This is a genomic window from Streptomyces sp. BR1, assembly GCF_052373795.1.
Lineage (GTDB): Bacteria > Actinomycetota > Actinomycetes > Streptomycetales > Streptomycetaceae > Streptomyces.
In genome coordinates, this window is the sequence record NZ_CM126252.1 from 2607369 (window position 1) to 2627517 (window position 20149).

General features: G+C 68.8%; 10 protein-coding genes and 2 pseudogenes. 8 read left to right on the forward strand and 4 right to left on the reverse strand.

The features are described 5' to 3' along the window. Positions 1-324: 324 nt before the first annotated feature. The 3 genes from ACT1U9_RS11015 (at position 325) to ACT1U9_RS11025 (ending at position 7517) form a co-directional block, all read left to right on the forward strand. Positions 325-5907, forward strand: a complete 5583-nt coding sequence (locus tag ACT1U9_RS11015) for an RHS repeat domain-containing protein (protein WP_444539066.1) — start codon at positions 325-327, stop codon at positions 5905-5907. Between the two features lie 19 nt (positions 5908-5926). Then, positions 5927-6744 (forward strand): IS5 family transposase gene (locus tag ACT1U9_RS11020; protein WP_444538163.1). Its coding sequence is split into 2 segments (ribosomal slippage): positions 5927-6269 and positions 6269-6744, totalling 819 coding nucleotides; the frame shifts between segments, so codons are not numbered across the junction. Positions 6745-6854: 110 nt separating this feature from the next. Further along, positions 6855-7517 carry a hypothetical protein gene (locus tag ACT1U9_RS11025; RefSeq protein ID WP_444538164.1) on the forward strand — a complete coding sequence of 221 codons (663 nt, stop codon included), beginning with the start codon at positions 6855-6857 and terminating at the stop codon, positions 7515-7517. A 1310-nt stretch (positions 7518-8827) separates the two neighbouring features. Here ACT1U9_RS11025 and ACT1U9_RS11030 read toward each other — a convergent pair. Next, positions 8828-8983, reverse strand: a pseudogene (locus ACT1U9_RS11030) (DUF255 domain-containing protein); the annotation flags it as partial. Between the two features lie 246 nt (positions 8984-9229). On the opposite strand from ACT1U9_RS11030, the gene ACT1U9_RS11035 reads away from it, so the two are divergent. Then, entirely contained in the window at positions 9230-9796 is a 567-nt protein-coding gene (locus ACT1U9_RS11035) for a Uma2 family endonuclease (RefSeq protein ID WP_444538165.1), read from the forward strand. 746 nt (positions 9797-10542) lie between these two features. On the opposite strand, the gene ACT1U9_RS11040 is transcribed toward ACT1U9_RS11035, so the two are convergent. Both ACT1U9_RS11040 and ACT1U9_RS11045 read right to left on the reverse strand, forming a co-directional pair. After that, entirely contained in the window at positions 10543-11298 is a 756-nt protein-coding gene (locus ACT1U9_RS11040) for a transposase family protein (RefSeq protein WP_444538166.1), read from the reverse strand. A gap of 362 nt (positions 11299-11660) precedes the next feature. Beyond that, positions 11661-11819: pseudogene (locus ACT1U9_RS11045) on the reverse strand (DUF255 domain-containing protein); the annotation flags it as partial. A gap of 125 nt (positions 11820-11944) precedes the next feature. Between ACT1U9_RS11045 and ACT1U9_RS11050 the strand changes: the two are divergent. From ACT1U9_RS11050 to ACT1U9_RS11065, 4 genes are read left to right on the forward strand one after another with little or no spacing between them, the layout of a single operon-like run. Continuing rightward, positions 11945-15154: a tetratricopeptide repeat protein gene (locus ACT1U9_RS11050; protein ID WP_444538167.1), complete on the forward strand. Its 3210-nt coding sequence runs from the start codon at positions 11945-11947 to the stop codon at positions 15152-15154. Positions 15155-15186: 32 nt separating this feature from the next. Continuing rightward, complete coding sequence (locus tag ACT1U9_RS11055) at positions 15187-17631, forward strand: hypothetical protein (protein ID WP_444538168.1); 2445 nt, start codon at positions 15187-15189, stop codon at positions 17629-17631. Between the two features lie 5 nt (positions 17632-17636). After that, a complete protein-coding gene (locus tag ACT1U9_RS11060; protein WP_444538169.1) occupies positions 17637-18929 on the forward strand; it encodes a CHAT domain-containing protein in 1293 nt (430 codons plus the stop codon). Beyond that, entirely contained in the window at positions 18926-19888 is a 963-nt protein-coding gene (locus ACT1U9_RS11065; protein WP_444538170.1) for a hypothetical protein, read from the forward strand. Before ACT1U9_RS11060 ends, ACT1U9_RS11065 begins: the two co-directional genes overlap by 4 nt. A gap of 23 nt (positions 19889-19911) precedes the next feature. On the opposite strand, the gene ACT1U9_RS11070 is transcribed toward ACT1U9_RS11065, so the two are convergent. Then, on the reverse strand, positions 19912-20148 hold the full coding sequence (locus ACT1U9_RS11070; protein WP_444538171.1) for a hypothetical protein: 237 nt from the start codon (positions 20146-20148) through the stop codon (positions 19912-19914). Between the last annotated feature and the right edge of the window lies 1 nt (position 20149).

Here is a 20149-nt window from a genome sequence, read left to right on the forward strand (position 1 = left end):
TTCCAGTGTGTGATCTAGCTCGCTAGGGTGGGAAAAATCCCTCACATAAAGAGGATATAAATGGTCGAACGGGACACCTTGCGTCTCTCTGACGCGCGACTGACCTGCAAGGTTGTACTGGCTGTGTCTTGACGTTCACCATCCGAATTGATAGCAGACCGTCGTCGATATCTTCAAAGCTGACGCATAGCTTCGGTGGTGGGAGAAGTCGGGCGGCGGGACTCGCCTTGATATCGTTCGGCCGTCATTTTTGAATTATTCGAGGGGTGGAGCGTGGCCAGATTTGGCATGCGCGGGCTCACAGTCGCTTTGGCTGTGGCCACAATGACGGGGGCGTTGCCGACCGTGTCGGTCGCGGCGACGGCCCCCCGTCCGAAACTGCCGGGGCTGGTGCAGCCCAAGGCCGTGCCGGTGACGAAGGTCGCCGCAGGCGGCGCCCAGCGGCGCGACGACGCTGCGCTGCACAGGTGGAAGGGCGCACCGGAGGTCACCTGGCCATCGGCGGGATCCGCCGACGTGGACCTGGCATCGGCGAGCGCGGCGGGCACCGTGCGGCGGGCTGGGAAGCTGCCCGTCGCGGTGGCTCCTGCGCAGGTCAAAGCCCGTACGGGGACCAGGCCCGCGGCGGTGAAGGTGACGGTCGCCGACCAGGCCAAGGCGCAAAAGGCCGGGGTGCGGGGCGTGCTGCTGTCGGTGGGACGCACCGACGGGGCCTCGGCCGCCGGTCCGGCCGAAGTGAGCGTCGACTACGAGTCGTTCAAGTCCGCCTACGGCGGTGACTGGGCCAGCCGCCTGCGGCTGGTGCAGCTGCCCGCCTGTGCGCTGACCACGCCGGACAAAGCCGAGTGCCGTACACAGACGCCTCTGGTCACCCGTAACGACACCAAGAAGCACACGCTCACCGCCACTGCGGTGGTCAACCCTCAGAGTTCCCCGGCCACTTCCTCGCGCTCCGCTGTCAGAAGCATGGCAGTCAGTGGGGCCACGGTGCTGGCGGCGGCCGCTGGATCCTCCGGAGCCAGCGGCGACTATAAGGCCACCTCGCTGCAGCCGTCCGGCTCTTGGACTGCGGGCGGTTCCAGCGGTGCCTTCACGTGGAACTACCCGATCAATGCTCCGTCCGTGCCGGGTGGTCTCCAGCCGAAACTGAGCCTCGACTACTCCTCGCAAGCCGCCGACGGCCGCACCTCTTCCACCAACAATCAAGCCGACTGGGCGGGTGACGGCTGGTCGCTGCAGCCGGGTTTCATCGAGCGGCGCTACAAGCCGTGCGACGACGACAAGGACGGCGGGACCAACAGTTCCAAGGTCGGTGACCTGTGCTGGCAGTCCAACGACAACGCCACTCTCTCGCTGGGCGGTAAGAGCACGGAGCTGGTGTACCAGTCGGGCAAGGGCTGGCACCCGGCGTCCGACTCTGGTGAGAAGGTCGAGAAGCTGACCGATTCGGACTACAAGACGGCCAACGGGGACAACAACGGGGAGCACTGGAAGGTCACCACGACCGACGGCACCCAGTACTTCTTCGGCCTGAACCGCCTGCCGGGCTGGCGAGACGACAACCCGGCCACGCCCGCCAAGGACCCGGACCCGGTCACCAACTCGACGCTGACCGTGCCGGTCTTCGGCAACCAGTCGGGCGAGCCCTGCTACGACTCCTCCTTCGACTCCGCCTCCTGCGACCAGGCATGGCGGTGGAACCTGGACTACGTCGTCGATGTGCACGGCGACGCGATGGCGTACTACTGGAACAAGGAGACCAACAACTACGCCCGGAACATGTCGCTGACCACGGGCAAGGGCACCCCGTCCAAGTACAACCCGGCGGGCTACCTCGACCACATCGACTACGGGCTGCGCTCGAACGCCGTCTACACCGGCAAGGCGATGGGCCAGGTCTCCTTCGGTGTCAGCGACCGTTGCCTGAACGACTGTGCCTTCGACGAGTCGCACGCCGCGAACTGGCCCGACGTTCCGTTCGACCAGTTCTGCAAGGACGGGGACGACTGCAAGGGCAAGGCGTCGCCGACGTTCTGGTCCCGCAAGCGCCTGACTACCGTGACCACCAAGGTGCTCACCAGCGGCGCGTACAGCAACGTCGACTCCTGGACGCTGGACCAGGACTTCCCCGACGGCGCGGGCGACGGCATCCACCGCCCGATGTGGCTGAAGTCCATCACCCGCACCGGCCTGGCGGGCGGCACCGCTCAGCTGCCGCCGGTCACCTTCAAGGGCCAGGGCCTGTCCAACCGCGTCGACAAGACCGGCGACGGACTGGCCCCGTTCTTCCGTATGCGGCTGAGCCAGATCACGACCGAGACGGGCGGCACCATCGGTGTCACCTATGCGGAGGACCCGGACTGCAGTCCGGCGAGTCTGCCGCCGACGGACGGGACGAACACCACCCGCTGCTACTCGGTGAAGTGGCCGTACGAGGGGGAGAAGGCCAAGCGGGACTGGTTCGTCACCTACCCCGTCACCCAGGTGCTCCAGGGCGACAACCTCGCCGAGACCCCCGACGTCGAGACCGACTACACCTACCTCGGTGGTGTGGCCTGGACGAAGAGCACGGACGAGTTCACCAAGGCTGAGGACCGTACGTATTCGGTCAACCGGGGTTACGGCCGGGTGCAGACCCGTACCGGAAGCCCCAACGCGGCCCGGACGCTGACCCAGACGCGGTACTTCCGGGGCGTCGACGGCGCGGATGTCGCCGACTCGGCGGGGGCGAAGGTGACCGACCGCGAGCAGTTCGCGGGCATGGTCCGGGAGAAGGCCACCTACAACGGCGACGACACCGCCAAGCTGGTCTCCGCCACCTCGTACACCCCCTGGCGCTCGGCGGTGACCGCCGCCCGTTCCCGCAGCGGTCTGCCGGACCTTGAGGCGTACCAGACGGGCACGGAGTCGGAGCGGACCCGCACCACGGTGAGCGGCGGTGAGCGCACCACCAAGCTCACCCGCACGTTCGACGAGTACGGCATGGTCAGCAAGGTCTCCGAGACCGGCGACGAGGACAAGAACGGCGACGAGACCTGCACCACCACCAGCTACACCCGCAACACCGACACCTGGATGCTGAACAAGGTCTCCCGGGTCCTCACCAGCAACGTCACCTGCGACACAGGTGCGCTCTTCCCGCAGAACCTGATCAGTGACACGCGCACCTTCTACGACGGCGCCACCTCGATCACGGCGGCCCCGAACAGAGGTGATGTCACCAAGACGCAGAAGGTGAAGGGCGACGGGGACGGATACGACGGCGCCGACGGCGGTTTCGACACCGTCTCCAGCACCCCGTCCACCTGCGGCACCGACGGCAAGCAGCTCTGCTACGACCAGTACGGCCGCGCACTGGCCGTGACGGACCCGTACGGCAAGACCACGACGACCGCTTACCTTCCCGCCGACGGCGAACCGGCCACCAAGACGACGGTGACCAACGCGCGCGGCCAGGCCGTCGTCACCACCTACGACCCCCTGCGCGGCCTGCCGACCACTGCCACCGACGCCAACAACGCGGTGACCACCACGTCTTACGACCCGCTGGGTCGCAAGACGGGTGTCTGGCTGCCCACCCACACGCAGGCCGCCTTCCCGCAGTACCCGAACTACAAGTACGACTACCTGGTCCGCAACGACGGCCCGGTCGTCGTCACCACCGGCAAGCTCAACAGCCACTCCACCTACACGACCAGCTACGACTTCTACGACGGACTGCTGCGCCCGCGTCAGACACAGGCCATCGCGCCGGACGACTCCGGACGCGTGGTCAGCGAGACGTTCTACAACAGCCGTGGCGAAGCCTGGTGGTCCTCCGGCACCTACTGGGCCGAGGGCAAGGCCGAACCGGTCCTCGTGACCGGCAAGACCACCTCCTACCCCGACTCCACCGAAACCGAGTTCGACGGAGCCGGACGCCCCATCGCAGTCGTCTCCAAGCACCTCGGGGACGAGACCAAGCGCACCACCACCAGCTACACCGGCGACAGCACCACCGTCACCCCGCCGCAGGGTGACACGACCACCAAGACCGTCGTGGACGCGCGCGGCCGCAAGACGGCCGTGTACAACAACGGCGACCCCAAGCCGGCCGTCAGCTACACGTACAACAGCCTGGGCCAGCTCGCCGAGGTGCAGGACGCCGTCGGCGCCAAGTGGGCGTACGCCTATGACATGAGGGGTCGCCAGGTCCGGGTCGACGACCCCGACAAGGGCACCAGCCTCACCACCTACGACCAGGGCGACCGGGTCACCGACGTCAAGGACGCCCGGGGCGTCACCCTGCACACCGACTACGACGACCTGGGGCGGCGCATCAAGCTGTCGCAGGGCGGCACAGTGCTGTCGGAGTGGACGTACGACGGGGCCACGAACGGCAAGGGCAAGCCCTACACGGCCACCCGCTACGTCGACGGCAAGCCGTACACCAACACCAACCTGTCTTACACCCTCAACGGCGACCCGGTCGGCATCCAGGCCACCATCCCCGACAGCCAGGGCGCCCTGGCCGGCACCTACAAGTGGGTCACCGCCTACGACGCGGTGACCCGCCTGCCGCAGTGGACCCAGCAGCCCGCCATCGGCGGCCTGCCCCTGGAGAAGCTGTACTACGGCATCACCAACAGCACCGACCTGCCCGACACCCTCTACGCCGGCAGCGACCCGCTCATCTCCCACACGCTGTACGACCACTACGGCCGCACCCAGCGCGAGGAATACGGAGCGCTCGGCAAGAAGGTCTACGCCTCCTACACCTACGACGACCACACCAGCGCCCTCACGAGCGTGACCACCGACCGGGACCTGTCCCCGGCCCGCGTCGACGACACCCGCTACACCTACGACCCTGCCGGCAATATCACGTCCATCACCACCGGCTCCGGTCAGGACACCGCGCGCATCGTCGACACGCAGTGCTTCGTCACGGACAACCTGCGCCGCATCACCGAGGCATGGACGGCCACCGACCAGTGCAAGACGCCCCCGACCTCTACTTCGGCGGCGAGCGTGGGTGGCCCCGACGCCTACTGGACGTCGTACACGTACGACGCGGTCGGCAACCGCACCACGGAAACGCAGCACAAGACGGCGGGCGGCCCGGCGAGCGACGCCCTCCGCACCTACGCGGCCCCGGCCGCGGGCAAGCACGCGCTGCCGCAGGTCACGGAGACCGGCCCCAACGCCCACACCGAGACCTACGGCTACGACCAGGCGGGCAACACCACCAGCCGCAAAACCGGCACCACCGCTGACCAGACACTGACCTGGGACAGCGAAGGCCACCTCGCCAAGGTCGTCCAGGGCAGCACCACCACCAGCTACGTCTACGACGCCGACGGCAACCGCCTCACCCGCACCGACTCCACCGGCACCACGCTCTACCTCCCGGGCGGCAACGAGCTCCTGCTCAAGTCGGGCACGGTCACCGGTACCCGCTACTACTCGTACAGCGGCAAGACCGTCGCAGTCAGGACAGGGGGCAAACTCGCCTTCCTGCTTTCCGACCCGCACGGCACCACCACCAGCCAGATCGACGTCACCACACAGGCCATCACACGCCGCAGGACCACCATCTTCGGCGCACCCCGGGGAACCGCACCCACTGGCTGGACGGGCGACAAGGGCTTCGTCGGCGGCACCAACGACACCGACACCGGCCTCACCCACCTTGGCGCCCGCGAATACGACCCGAAGACGGGCCGCTTCATCAGCGTCGACCCGCTCCTCGAAGCCGACAAACCGCAATCACTCACCGGATACACCTACGCGGAGAACAACCCCGTGGTGGCGTCGGACCCCAGCGGGATGGCCTCCTTCAGCTGTCAGGGAACGGATTGCCCGCCAGAGGTAACCGCCAACGAAGAGACCCTCGCGCCGCCTCTTAGACCGTGTCCTATGTGGTGAGTCGGTCGTTGACTCATTCATGGGGCGGGGTACGTGGAGTTGGATTGTTCCGGATGGTTTGTGGGAGATCGCGCGGCCGTTGATTCCGGAGGGCAGGGTGCGGCCGCAGGGCGGTGGAACGCAGAACGTGCCTGATGAGACGCTGTTCGCCGCGATCGTCTACGTGCTGGTGAGTGGGTGTGCCTGGCGGTTGTTGCCGCCGTGTTTCGGGGTCTCGAAGTCGACGGCCCACCGCCGTTTTCTGATCTGGTCTCGGGCTGGTGTGTGGGGCCGGCTACACGAAGCGGTCCTGCACCAGCTGGACGACGTGGGTCTGGTCGATGTCTCCCGCGTCGTCCTCGACTCCGCCCACGTGCGCGCTAAAAAGGGGGCGAACTCACAGGTCCGAGCCCCGTGGACCGGGCGAAGCCGGGTTCCAAGATGCACATCCTGTCGGACGCGAACGGACTGCCCCTGGTCGTCGGTGTCTCCGCCGGCAACACCCATGACTGCGAAGGACTGAAGCCCATGGTGGCGGGTCTCCAAACGCAACACGACCCCCACCGCGGCCGCTACTTCAAGCCCCAACGTTTACACGCCGACAAGGCCTACGATGCCCTCCACCTGCGGAAATGGTTGTGGGGCAAGCACATCGGCGTCCGTATCGCCCGCAAGGGCATCGAGTCCAGCGAACGACTCGGCCGCCGACGGTGGGTCATCGAGCGCACGATTTCCTGGCTGTCCGGTTACCGCCGCCTGTCGCCCCGCTACGAACGCCAACCCCGCAACTACCTGGCTTTTCTCGGACTTGCCGCTGCCTTGTGCTGTTACAAGCGGCTCATCCGACTCACCACATAGGACACGGTCTTAGCCCCCCAGACAACACGGGGTCTTCGTCTACCGGGGGTTCCTCCACGGGTGGCACGGGGGGAACGACGACAACGAAGACAACATGCAACTCGCAATGCATGGCGCAGTACTACTTCCAGCAGTGGCAGTTGCAGAACCTCCGCCAGCAGCGGGCCGACATGATCCGAGCCGCGCGCATGCACATGCTGAACCAGCGAAAATGGCGCCCTGTCGCAATTTCTGAAGACTGCGATGAGAAGTGTCGCGGGCGGCTCATCGCGATGCAGATCGAGGAACTGTCTAAGTATGTTCCCCCGACACCTGCCCGTGAAAAGTGGTCATTCGCCCGGATGATGCGTCACGTGTACGTATCCGGCTCGTTCTGCTGGGTTGCCGGATGCGGTTCGTTGATGTTCCAGGACGGCCGTTTCACCCTGGGCGTCACGGCGGGACTTACAGTGGACAACCTCAAGCCAGGAGTGAAATCGCTTATCCCCGGGACGATGGGGGGTGGGTTCGGGGTGTCTGCGGGCATTGTGACCGCAGAGCCAGAGGATCAGGCCATGCAACTTGGCTCAATCACCGTCGCCGAAGGGCTCATCGGAGGCTCTTACGGATTCGGAAGGGACACTTCTGGCGGCACATATCATCAGTTCGGATATGCGGCAGGCACAGGAATAAACATGCAAGGGCCCACGAATCTCCTGTCATTCTATTTCAACCCGTTCAGTGGCGAGTATAATTACTGCACCGGGAACGGCCTGGAATGTGTAAAGAAATAAAAAGAGAGGGCGATGAAGCGTGGACCCAGTCCTAATCGTCATATTCCTTGCTTTCGCCTGCTGGACGCTTGGCTGCTTCGCGATACTCAAGAACTTCAAAGGAGTTCGAGATTTCTTCAGTGAAGCCGATCGGTCTAGCGACAGATATGCCGTAAAGCAGAGAAATCGAGCCCTTCTCATGTTCTCATGGGTAGGGATGACGTTGGGGGCGTGCGCCGTGATCGGGATGCTCATCCGCGCAATTATTTCTCTTTAGCCTCGATCTTTCTTGAGTCCCCGCCAGCTTGCTGGCGGGGACTCTGCACGGGTTGGGGTGCTGTTTCTCTACAGTGACTCAGACGCGGCTCAAGTCCCGCCCCTGGGCGGACATCCCTCTTCGGACCGGGACCAAAGACAGCAGCCACGGCCGTTTGGAGATCCACCGGATCAATGCCTGCATCACTGCAGGCCTCCGCCGCAACGCCTGCGGGCCCCACCACATCCTCGGATTCCTCGACAGTTGATCACAGGGCCCATTCGGCCCCGATTGCCTGCTCGACTCAAGGTAGAAACACGGGTCCGGCTACAGCGATAGTGCCATCTACCGCGCACTGCACACTCGTCCAACTCCAGCATGCTTGGAATCTCACGCACAGGGCGCCAGCGGTGCCAGGTCCTCCCAGCGTGACGACCTTGCGCCGCCGGCTGCACCACCTCTCGGTACGCTTGCTCTGGCGCCCAGTAGGAGGAGGTGTCGGGATCTGCCTGACCGATCGGCAAATGTGGACCGCCCTGCTCGGGGGTACGTCGCTGAGTACGGCGAAGCACCTTTCGCTACGCGATCTCGCCGGAACTGTCGGATTGTTCAGCGCCTCCACGGTCGCGTACCAACTACGACGGATGCGCGAGAGAGGGCTGATCGCGGAAACGATCTCACCGTCGCCCGATTCACCAGTCGTCGACACACACTGACCCGCCCCAGCACCCGTTGTCCTCACTGCGACAACTGACAGCGCCAGCCGACTTGTTGGCCCGTCAAAATGACACCGCTCGTATGCAGTCCATGGACTGCGCAAACGCACGATACCTCTCGTCTGCGAGACGCTTACTGGCCTCGTGATGCCAGTCTCAACGATCGGCGCTGGAGGGAGCACCGCCTTCCAGGCGCAAGCGGATGCGAACGTAGCGCTCAGGAGCCCGTGTGGGAGAGACGGCCAGCTGGTCGCGCCCCAGGTGTCGATCGCTCCCCCCACCTGGTCATCCCGCGTATCCATGCTGCCACTCCCCGACATCACCCCAGGTCAGAACTACCTGGTTGTGTTCAGCTACTGGCACCAGTGGCACGCGGAGTAGCCGACCGACAACAGAACGGGCACATCCCGCCGCCGCGCTTCCTCGAAAGCCTCCGGCGTCCATGGCCACCAGTCGACCGGGTTGTCAGCGTGCTGAAGCAGATAAGGCGAGGTCACACCAGCCAACCGGTTCATGCGGCTCAGCCTCTCACAAGGTCTAGCCCTGCCGTGGAGGCCGCACGGGCTCTGTCCCCGACGGAACTGCACTTGCCGGCACAGGACCCACCAGTCCCAGGGTTGCCGGTGCGCCGAAACGGCGGAGAGAGGAGAGACAGACAATCGAAGACTGTCGCACTCCTCCCGAAGCGCCTCGGCCTCACAGAACAGTAGGCTGAGCCCAGCAGCGCTGGAACTTTCGAGGCCCCTCGAAGGAGGTACACCATGACCGCCGAGATGGTGGCGCCCGCGTGGATGCATACGCAAATCAGCGCGGAGCAGTACGACTCCTGGTCCGAGGAGCAGTGCGCCGGCATCGAGATCGTGGACGGGATGGTCGTCGTGAGCCCGAGCGCCTCCAAGCGGCACAACCGGCTGGCCCGGATCCTGGCCAATGCCCTGGACGCCGCTGCAGGCCCGGACTGGAATGCCGACACAGACTTCGACGTCCGCCTGCAGGACGTTCCGCTGACCAACCGCCGTCCGGATGTCATCGTCTACCGGGCGGAGAGCATCGACCTCACCCCCACCCGCCCCGAACACGTCCTCCTGGTCGTCGAGGTCGTGTCGCCCGGTTCGGAGACCACGGACCGGATCGTGAAGGTGGACCAGTACGCCAAGGCCAGCATCCCCTTCTACTGGCGTATCGAGCAGGCCGCAACTGGTGTCCCCATCACCTACACCTACGTCCTCGACCCCGCCACGAAGGCCTACAGGGACGGCGAGATGTTCACCGGCGCAATCAAGGCCGCCGCACCCTTCTCCGTCACCGTCGACCTGGGAACCATCTGACAGCACTGGAAGACTGTTTCTTCGCAACTGGGCGCAAAGTGGGCAGCAGCGTGCCGTCCGGCATCACACATGTCTCTGTGGGGGAGGTCTTCGCGCCGGCGAGGATCAGTGCGAGAGCTGCCAGGATCTCGCACTGCCTCGGCAATACACCCGTAGGGCAGTGGTGGTGTCGAGGGGGACACCTGCGATGGGCTGAGCGTAGGTGTGGCTGGGGCGCAAGTACGCAAGGACCGGCAGCGCCAGCCGACCGGCGGGCAGTCGGCGCCCCGGGTTCCGCACCCACGACGGCTGGTCCGCAGCCGAGTGGTGAGATAGCGCAGGGCCGTGCTGGGGACATCGACGCCGGACAGGTGGACAAGCACACAGAAGCCCCTGATGAGACAGGCGATCTTGATCGTGAACCCGTCGACCAGGGGCTTCGTCATATCCGACCACCGCCCTAGCCCAACTACATGTCCCAGCTTTCAGGTTGGAAAGGCCGAGTGGCCCGACCGGTGGGCCGACGACCGGTGGCCACTCACACAGGACTGCGGTACTGGATCATGGAAGCAGCACGGACCACCCCCGTGTCGCCGTTGGCGACGCCTCAGCCGAACGGCTGCTGCAACCCGGCGAAGGGACCGCCCACGTCGAGGGACGGTGCTGTCGAGCCTCCCATGAATGCCACATTCGCCACCTCGGAGGTTCTACTTGCGGCGAGAACAACACCGTCGCACGTTCGTCAATGTTCTGAGCCCTTTCCAACCTTAGGTTGAGGCGTGGTGAAGGACGACGACTGCCTGCACGACGTCGGTGATGCGGTTGGTGCTGCAGCGGAGTTTCCGCAGGAGGCGCCAGCCCTTCAGGATCGCCATGGCCTGCTCGACGAGGCAGCGGATTTTGGCGTGGCTGCTGTTGTGCCGCCGCTTCCACCGCTTGAGCCGGCGGCCTCGGAAGGGGACTCGGACAGGGTGTCCGGCGCCCTGGTAGGCCTTGTCCGCCCAGCACTTGATGTCGGCCTCGGCGAGCGCGTCGATGATCCCGTGGGTCCGCGCGGCGGTCAGGTCGTGGGTGGATCCGGGCAGTGTCGGGGACGCCCACAACAGTCGGCCGAACGGATCGGTGAGGACCTGGACGTTCATGCCATGCCGCTTGTGTTTCCCGGAGTAGTACGGGGTGTCGGCGGCGATCCGGTCGATCGGCAGCAGGGTGCCGTCCAGCATCACGAACGCCTTATTCCGTATGGTCTTCATCGCCTCGTCCAGGGTCAGGGAGAGGGCGGCCAGGACATCGACAGCTTCGTGTATGTAGCGGTACACGGTCGCGATACCGATGTGGAACCCGGCGGCGAGCTGGGCGTAGGTGTCGCCGCATCGCAGGTGGGCCAGGGCCAGCAGAGCCTGGCGCCCGGCGGGCAGCCGCCGCCAGCGCGTCCCGATCTCTTGCTGCCGGGCGCGGAGTTGCCCCGTCAGGAAGCGAAGAGTCTGGTTGGACAGATCGATCGACGACGGGTAGACAAGCACACGAAGCTCCTGGTGGACAAGGGTGATCTTGGTCGAGAACCCGTTTACCAGGAGCTTCGTCGTGTTGTACAGCAGCCCAACTCGACAACCACGACGTCAGATTGGAAAGGGCTCACCGTTCCTGCCTGTCTCCGGCAGGTCCTCTCTCGCTGGCCTCTCCCGAGGCCGGTTCACTCCGATCGTCCGACCCCAAGATCGCCATGATGTCCGCCCACCTCTCCGCGGACCGGTGAGGTGAGGTCGCCAGCTGCTTCCTGCGTCCAGGCGTCGATCTTCACGTCGAGATCGTTACGATCGGCACTCATGTCGCCGCTTTATGGCGTGGCACCTGGTCGGCGCTTACGGGTTCATTCAGTGCACTAGCACCAGTGGCAGCTGCTGTACCCGACGCTGAGCAGCACCGGGACCCCGCGCTCGCGCGCCTTCTCGAACGCCTCGGGCGACCAGGGCCACCAGTCGACGGGGTTGTCGGCGTGCTGGAGCAGATACGGGGACGTCTCATGGGCGAGGCGGTCCGGCATGGGCACGGACTCCCCCACCCGGTGACTGATCCGCCGACTCCCTCGCGCCGACGCGCGGCAGGCAGGACACTTGAGCCGCGACACGGACTCGACCAGCACCAGATCGCTCTCGGAGGGGGACCCATATGCGGGACGGCCATCGGGCGGAGGCCGAGCGGCTGTTGGTACGCGCCGTCGAGGAGGAAGTACGGCGCTCCGGCGGCAGAGCGGACGCCAACGCGCTCCTGACACGGGGCCGGGCCGCGCTCGACGCACTGGCGGAGAGCGCCGCCGAGGAGTACGCCGCGTACACCTCGGCACTGGACGAAGGCGCGGCCGGGCAGCTGACGCTTGGCGCGCGGTTCGCGAAGGAGAAGGCGGGAACGGCCTTCTGGGTGACGGGGGTCGCGGCCGTCGCCGCGGGCCTGGCCGACACGGCGCTCGGCACGGGCGCGGGTCCCGCCGCGGGCGCCGCGGCCGCCGTCGCGGTCGCCGGTGCCGCGACCACCGTCGTACGGGTGACCGCCGCGCACTGGCCGGCGGCGCACCGCCGCGCCGGCGAGCTCGGCCGCCCCGGCGGCGCCGAACAGCTGCGGCTCCAGTGGCTGACGGCCCTGGACGTCCGGGGCATCCGGCCGTTCCTGGACCAGCAGCGGATGGTGACGCCGACGGCCCGGACGAGCAAGAAGACGGCCACGTCCGTACCGACGCAGCTGCGCGGCACGGACAAGAGCGCGGCGGCGAGGCGGCGCTCGGTCCTGGAGCAGTCGTTCGCCCATCTCCCCGAGCCGCAGGGGCCGTTCGCGGGCCGCCGCGCGGAGATCACCCGGATCGCCCAGTGGGTGCATTCGGCCCGCGCCGCGACCGAGACCCGGCCGGTGGTCGTGGTGCTGCACGGCCCGGCGGGCGCGGGCCGCACCACCCTCGCCGTACGGGCCACACATGAGCTGAGGGACCAGTTCCGGGGCGCGTGCCTGGTCGATCTGCGCGGCGGCGAGGCGCCGCTGCCGACCCGGGACGCGCTGCTGCATCTGCTGAACCGCCTGGGCGCACCCCGCGAGCAGTTGCTGTTCCGCGAGCGGTCGTCCGCCGACCAGCAGGTACGCCGACTGGCAGAGCTCTACCACCAGCACCTCACCGGCCTGCCGGTCACGGTCGTCCTGGACGACGCCTCGGACGCCGAGCAGGTGCGCACGCTGGTGCCCGAGCGGTCCGACAGCCTGGTCCTGGTCACGGCCGCCGGACCCCTTGAGCTGCCCGCAGACTTCCCCGCCTGGGTGCACCAGCTCCCCGTCGAGCCGCTGGACGAGGCGGGCGCGGAGGAGCTGCTGCGGGAGGCGGCCCAGGACGAGCCCAAGGAGCCGTACGACGGCGAAGCCGCTCTGCTCGTACGGGAGTTGTGCGGCGGACTGCCGCTCGCGCTGCGGATCGCGGGCTCCTCGCTCGGCCCCCGGGACGCCCGGGCGCTCGCCGCCGACCTAGGCGCGTACGGCCCGGTCGCACCCGTCGAGCGGGCGCTGTGGCTGCGCTACACCGACCAGAGTGAATCCGCCCGCAAGCTGCTGCGCCGGCTCGCGCTGGCGGGCCGGGCCTCGCTCGGCGCGGCGGCGGCAGCCGCGCTGCTGGCCACGAGCGAGGCGGAGGCGGGTCAGCTGCTTTCCGCACTCGCGGAGACGGGCCTGATCGACCGCGTCCGCGCCGACCGCTTCCGCCTCCACGACACCGTACGGGCGTTCGCGCAGGCCAGGCTCCTGGACGAGGAGGAGCCCGCCGCGCGCACGGCCGCGCAGGAGCGCCTGATCCGGAACTACGCGGAGCTCGCCGACGCGGTGATCCGTATGGTCGACGGCAAACTCTCCACCCGCGCCGGGCAGTTCGGCAGCCACGGCTTCACCTCGCTGGACGCGGCCCTGCGCTGGCTCGACGACGAGTCGAGCTTCATCACGGCCGCGCTGCGCGGTGTGGAGGGCGTGGACCAGCAGGCGGTGCTCAACCTTCTGGGCGCACTGTGCGACTACTGCCTGCTGCGCGGCGACCTCTACCGCCTGGGCGAGATCAGCGAGCTGTCGCAGGCCGTCGACCAGGGCCTCCTCGAACGCTCGGTGCGCTGGCGCACCGGCATCGCGGCCCGCCAGCTGGGCGAGCTCGACAAGGCCCGTACGACGCTGTCGTCCGTCGTCGGCCTCTACCGCGAGGCGCAGAACGACGCGGGCGCGGCGCTCGCCCTCTGCTCGCTCGGCATCACGCTGCACCACCAGGGCAACCTCACCGAGGCCGCCGCGAAACTGCGCGAGGCGATCGCCCTCCAGTCCGCGCCCGAGCAGGACGAGGACCGCGCGTGGTCGCTGCACGCGCTGGCTGCGGTCGAGCGCGACCGCGCCGACCTCGCGCAGGCGCTCACCCTCCTGGACACCGCGCTCACGCTGCACCGCGAGGGCGAGTCGCTGCACGGCGAGGCGTGGTCCCACTTCCAGCTGGGCCAGGTGTGCCTGCGGATGGGCGATGTGCCGCGCGCGGAGGACGAGTTGCGTACGGCCCTCGACCAGTACGGGCGTACCCGTGACGGCCGTGGTGTGGCCTGGGCGCTCACCCAGCTGGCCCGCGCCCGCCTGGTCGACGGCGACCCGTCGGTGGCCGTCGACCAGCTGCGCCAGGCGCTCTCGCGCCACCGCGAGCAGGAGGACGCGCGCGGCGAGGCGTGGACGCTGTACTACCTGGGCCAGGCCCTGGAGGAGCGCGGCGACCGCGACCAGGCGGTGCGCGAACTGGAGCGCGCCCGCACGATGTTCTCGCGCATGCGGGACGTGTACGGACTCGCCTGCGCCCGCCACCACTCCGGCCGCGTGACGCGGGACCAGCGCGCCGCCCAGACCGGCAACCTGCGCAACTCCGGCTTCGCCCGCCAGCTCCTGGTCGACGCCCGCGCCGACTTCCACCGCATCGGCGTGGCCCACGGCGAGGCCTGGACCTGCCTCGAACTCGCCCTGATCGACGCGGGCAACAACCGCGCCCCGCAAGCACTTTCCCTGTGCGACGAGGCAGTCGACCTGTTCGCCTCCTACGGCGATCTACGAGGCGGCGACTGGGCCCGCTTCCTGCGCTGCACCCTCCTCCCGTACGCCTCGGCGGGCGGCTCGGAGATCGGCGCGGCCGTCGCCCAGGAGGAACTCTCCCAACTCGTCCGTGCCCGCCACGCCACCCGCGACAGCAAACTGGAGGACTGCGCGGAGGCGTACGCGCTGATGCTGGAGCGCGGTGTGGAACTGGAGGACGGCTGGCAGGCATGGCTCCTCGGCATGGTCCCGACGCGGCACTCGCGTGAGGTCATGGGGGTGCCGGTGGGGGCGGCGCGGTGAGCCGGGCCCCGCGCCCGCTCCCACCGGATCCGGTGCCGTTTTCGGGGCGGGAGGGGGAGGTCGCGGAGTTACGGGAGTGGGTCGTACGGGGTGGTGGCCCGGCCCCGGCCCCGCGCGCGCTGGTTCTGTGCGGCCCGGCGGGCGTGGGGAAGTCGGCGCTGGCCGTGCGGGTGGCCCGGGAGGCGGCGGAGGAGCTGGGGGTGGTGGCTTGCTGGGTGCCGGTCGGGGGGCGGGTGCCGGAGGCCGAGGTGGTGCGGCTGCGGCTCGGGGGGCTGCTGGGCGGGGCCGCCGTGCTGGTGCTGGATGACGTTCCGTCGGGGGTTTGGGGGGCGGAGTTCCTGAGCGCGCTCGGCCCCGACGCACCGGTCGTCGTCGTGATCACCACGCGACAGCAGGTGCGCTGGCAGGTGCCGGGGCGCTTCCACCGCCACGCGGTGCGGCCGGTGGAGGCCGTGTCGGAGGCGGTGGCCGAGAGGACGCGGCGGCTGAACGAGCTGTCCGTCTGGGGTCGGGCGCTCCTCGACGTACTGCGGATGTATCCAGCGCCCGAGTTCAGCCTGGAGACCGCCAGGAAGTTGATGCCCCCCACCGTTCTCGCATGGAACAGTGATGCCGAAGCAGCCGTCGCGGAGCTGATCGACACCGGACTCGTCGAGCCGGTGCGGGAGGGAGCGCACGGTCTGCACTCGGTCGTACGGGACCGGCCTCCGGACGAGGGACAGCTCTCGGCGCGCGGCATGGAAGCGCTCGACCCCGCTTACCGAGCGATGAACCAGCGTCTCCTGTCTCTGCCCACCGGCCCCCTCGACGAGTACGTCGATGCAGCCGTCCGGGCACCGCGCGCCCGCGCCCTGCTACTGGCGCAGCTGAGCCGTCTGCTGGTGATGCGCAGCGAGCACGACGAACTGGCGGCCCTGGCCCACTCGGCCAGGGGGGAACCCCGCGCGCTGGAGGACCTGCGGATCCCGCTGGTGGTGTCCATCCGCGACACGGGCGATCCCCTGGCGGCACTCGGCCGGCTCGGCGACGACCCGGACCCGGAGTCCGCCGTCGTGAAGGCGGTGACCCTGCGCCAGCTCGGGCAGCTGGAAATCGCCCTTGATCGGCTGGACTTGATGGATGCCGCCGCGCCTGACCGCCGGGCCTGGTGGACGCTGACGTACCAGGGCGCGGCTCTCATCGCCCGGGGGGCGGTCCTGGTCGACCAGGGCCGGGCCGAGGAGGCCGCCGCCGTCCTGCGCGCGGCCCGGAGCGACCACGTGATGCGGAGCGACCGCCACGGGGCGGCCTGGAACGACCTGCACATGGCGCGGTCGTACCTGCTGCGCGGGGACACGACCAGATGCCTCACGCTGCTGCGCACCGCGCTCCGGACCTTCTCGAAGGTGGGCGACGTCCGAGGGCGTGCCTGGGTCGCCACGCTGATGCTGCGGGCGGACCACCTCGGCAGCCGGAGGGCGGCGCATTTCCGGAAGGAGTGGGACGACGCGATCGCCCTGCACGAGGCCGCAGGGGATGTCCGGGGCGCCGCATGGACGCGGTACTGGTATGCCCTGGTGCTTGCCGACCTGGCCGACACGCATGGGGCCGGGCAGCTCCTGGGCACGGCCCTGGACGGCTTCTTGCGAGTGAAGGACTCCCTCGGCGAGGCGTGGGCCGAGCACCACCTTGGCGTGCTCGCCCCCTCTCCCCTTGAGGCGGTGGCCCATCTGACCAGGGCGTCCCGCCTGTTCAGCGGCTGCCCCTGCCCGTACGGTCTCGCCTGGACCGAGTTGGAGCTGGCATTTCTGACGCACGTCCACGAAGACCATCCGTACCGTCCGTCCGACCATGTGAGCGTGGCCGAGCGGAACTTCGAAGCGATCGGCGATCGGAGCGGACTGCTCTGGGCCGCTTACGTACGGAATCTGCCGCCGCACCCGTCGGGCCGGGCCGCGCTTGAGGAGCTGTGCGACCCGAAGTACCCCGCCTGCCGCGTGGCCCTGCGTCTGCTCGCCATCCACGGGGGGTCCAGCCCCGACGACGGAGACACGCCCCGCCTTCTCCCCCGAACCGCCCGCGACACGGTCACCCCCGACCCCCAGCCCGGCACCCCCGCCCCCACCCACTGCCAAGTCCGCCTGACCCTCCTGGACGAGACCCAACCCCACCGCATCCGCCTGACCCTCACCCCTGGCCCCGAACACCCTTGGTCCACAGACACCCCCACCCCCTGGCTGCAAGCCACCGCAACCCCCCTGACCGCCGCCACCCTCGACCCCCCGACCGCACTCGTCAGACCGTCCCGGAATCCCGCCCACCAGGCCGAGTTCGCCTTCACCCCGCACCGCGCGGGCACCCACCGCGTCCGGTTCACGATCACCGACGAGCGCACCGGAACCGTCCTCCAGCGGGTCGAGACGGAGATCGACATTCCGGAGGCGCCGCAGAAAGACACCGTCAGCGCGCCGCACCCCGAGCACGTCCGGGGGGTCTGAGCGCGATGCCGAAGGACCTTCCCGTCCGCGTCACCGACGACCCCAGCGACGGCTTCACCCGCCTCCCGGGCCTCCATGTCACCAGTCCCGACGTCGTGTTCACCCTCGACCTGGGCGGCGACCGGCTGCGGGCGCGGCTGTACGGGCCGCGTGTGCCCACGCTCAAGGGGTGCGAGCACAAGGCCGAGCTCGCCGCCCGGCCGGACGCCGTACGGGCGGCGGCGGCCCGGCTCTGCTCGAAGTGGAACGAACTGCTCGTACGGTACCGGCCGTTGGGCGAAGACGGCATGCCCGACCCCGGGCGCCCCGAGTTCCCGTACACCGAACTCACCGATCTCACCGGCCAGCCGTCCGACGAGCTCGACGCCATCGTCGACGAGCTCGCCCACATCGGCATGGACCTGCTCTTCGGCGTGCTGCTCCACGGCGGCGGCCGCGAGGTCGACGTCTTCCGGGGCTATCTCGTCGACACGCTCGCCCAGCAGGACCTCCGCATCCGGTTCGACTCGGATCTCTTCATCCCCTGGTCGATGCTGACCGTGCCGCCGAAGCGCGCCGACGCGCCCCTGCACCGCTTCCTCGGCCACCGGCACCAGATCGAGCAGACCGGACTCTCCTACCCCTGGCCGGACGAGTACCCGGCCGCGCCCTGCACCCCGGTCGTCAGCCTCAACCACGACACCGCCATCGACCGCCGCCGCCTCACCCGCGCAGCCGAGGTCGCCGCCGCGCTCGCGCGGGACACCAAGCTCGTGGAGCGCACCACCCGCGGGGAGCTGGTGGCCGCGCTCGCCGACCGCGACCTCGACGACCAGCTGATGTACTTCTGGTGCCATGGGCACTTCGCGTACGACGGCGGTCAACCCCCGTATCTGGTCGTCAAGTTGAGCGACGACGTGGCCATCGACGCGCAGCTCGTACGGGAGCGGCGGCGGGCGTTCGGATCCGACAGCCCGTTCCGGCCGTTCGTGCTGCTCAACGCCTGCCACGCGGGCGCGTCCCACGCCGAGGCCGACCACGCGGACCTCGGCCGCGCCCTCATCGAGAAGGGGGCGCGCGGGGTGCTCGGGCCGCAGATCGCGATGCCGCAGGCGTTCGCCGCCGAGTACGCCCTGGAGTTCGTCACCCGCTATCTGCGCGGCGGGCGCACCGCAGGCGAGATCACCCACGACCTGGCCCGCCACTTCGCGGACACCTGCCGCAATCCGCTCGGCTTCGCGTACGCCCTGCGCTGCGGCATGGACAGCCGCCTGGAGCGCGCCGAGGACCATGTCGCCAGCGAGGAAGCCGCCGTATGAACGTCGTCGATCTCGACGAGAGCGGGCGCGTGCTGGATGCCGGGCACCCCGTCCCCGTACACCGTCTCGACGACCACTTCGCCGCCGAGCTGCGGCCGCCGCCGTACGCCACCGACATCGTCGTGTACGTCCACGGCTGGCGGACCGGGCCGGACGCGGCGCACGCGGCGGCCGATCGGCTGCTCGCGCTCATCACCGAGCAGTACGCGCGCCACGGCGCTCTCTACCCGGCGCTCGGCGCTGCCTTCGCGCCCTGGCCGGTGCTCGTGCGCTGGCCGTCGCACAGCAATCCGTTCCTGCCGGGCTACCGGCGCATCCGCGACCGTGCGCATGCACTGAGCAGGGGCGACGGGCACGCGGGCCGGGTGATCGGGCAGCTGCTCGGCTATCTCGACGCGCGCCGCGCGGACCCGGCGGCCGGGGGCGTGCTCGCCAACCGGGACGGGCAGTTCCTGCATCTGGTGGGGCACTCGTTCGGCTGCCGGGTGCTGTGCGAGGCCGTGCAGTGGGCGGCGCGGGAGAGCGGCACGCTCGGCTGGAGCCGGCCGGGACCGCCCGGGCGGCCGTTCACGGTGGACAGCATGCTGCTGTTGCAGATGGCCGCGCCGCGCGACGCCTTCGAGGAGATGTTCACGGCGCTCGCCGAGGCGCCGCTGCGCGGGCCGGTCGTCGCCACGTACTCACATCACGACCGGGCCACCGGGCTGTGGCACCGCCTCGCCGAGCAGCGGGCCGGGATCGGCGGCCAGGGCATCGGGACCGCGCCCGAGCCCGTATCGGCGATCCGGATGCTGGCGCCGGACACGCCGTATCCCCGCCGCGCGCTCGACCACTGGTTCGTCAGCGTCGACGCGGGCGGGGTCTTCACCGAGGGACGCGGCCCCGCGGGCGCGCACTCCGACCAGCTGCGGCCGGAGTCCGCGCACCTGCTGCTGTCCCTCGCCGACCACGCGAGGTGAAGCGCGGCCTCAGGTGACGTACGTCAGGCCTTCTTGGGGGCGCCCTTGCCCGAGGCGGCGGCCGGGGTCGGCTCACCGGCCTCCGGCGTCTCCTCGAAGTCGACCTTGCGCATATGGCGGTTCATCGACTTCATCAGCATCCACACGCCCACGGCGAGCGCCGCGAAAACGATGAAGCCGAGGACGCCGGGCGTCACCTTGTTGTCGTCGACCTCCTTGGCCAGAGGGACGAGATGTGTCAGTGCGAGGCTTGCGCTCATA

Bases quoted from the DNA above. Each gene is read 5' to 3' on its own strand.
- ACT1U9_RS11060 (WP_444538169.1), top strand. From the start codon at position 17,637: ATGCCGAAGGACCTTCCCGTCCGCGTCACCGACGACCCCAGCGACGGC.
- ACT1U9_RS11035 (WP_444538165.1), top strand. From the start codon at position 9,230: ATGACCGCCGAGATGGTGGCGCCCGCGTGGATGCATACGCAAATCAGC.
- ACT1U9_RS11025 (WP_444538164.1), top strand. From the start codon at position 6,855: ATGGCGCAGTACTACTTCCAGCAGTGGCAGTTGCAGAACCTCCGCCAG.
- ACT1U9_RS11050 (WP_444538167.1), top strand. From the start codon at position 11,945: ATGCGGGACGGCCATCGGGCGGAGGCCGAGCGGCTGTTGGTACGCGCC.
- ACT1U9_RS11065 (WP_444538170.1), top strand. From the start codon at position 18,926: ATGAACGTCGTCGATCTCGACGAGAGCGGGCGCGTGCTGGATGCCGGG.
- ACT1U9_RS11070 (WP_444538171.1), bottom strand. From the start codon at position 20,148: ATGAGCGCAAGCCTCGCACTGACACATCTCGTCCCTCTGGCCAAGGAG.
- ACT1U9_RS11015 (WP_444539066.1), top strand. From the start codon at position 325: ATGACGGGGGCGTTGCCGACCGTGTCGGTCGCGGCGACGGCCCCCCGT.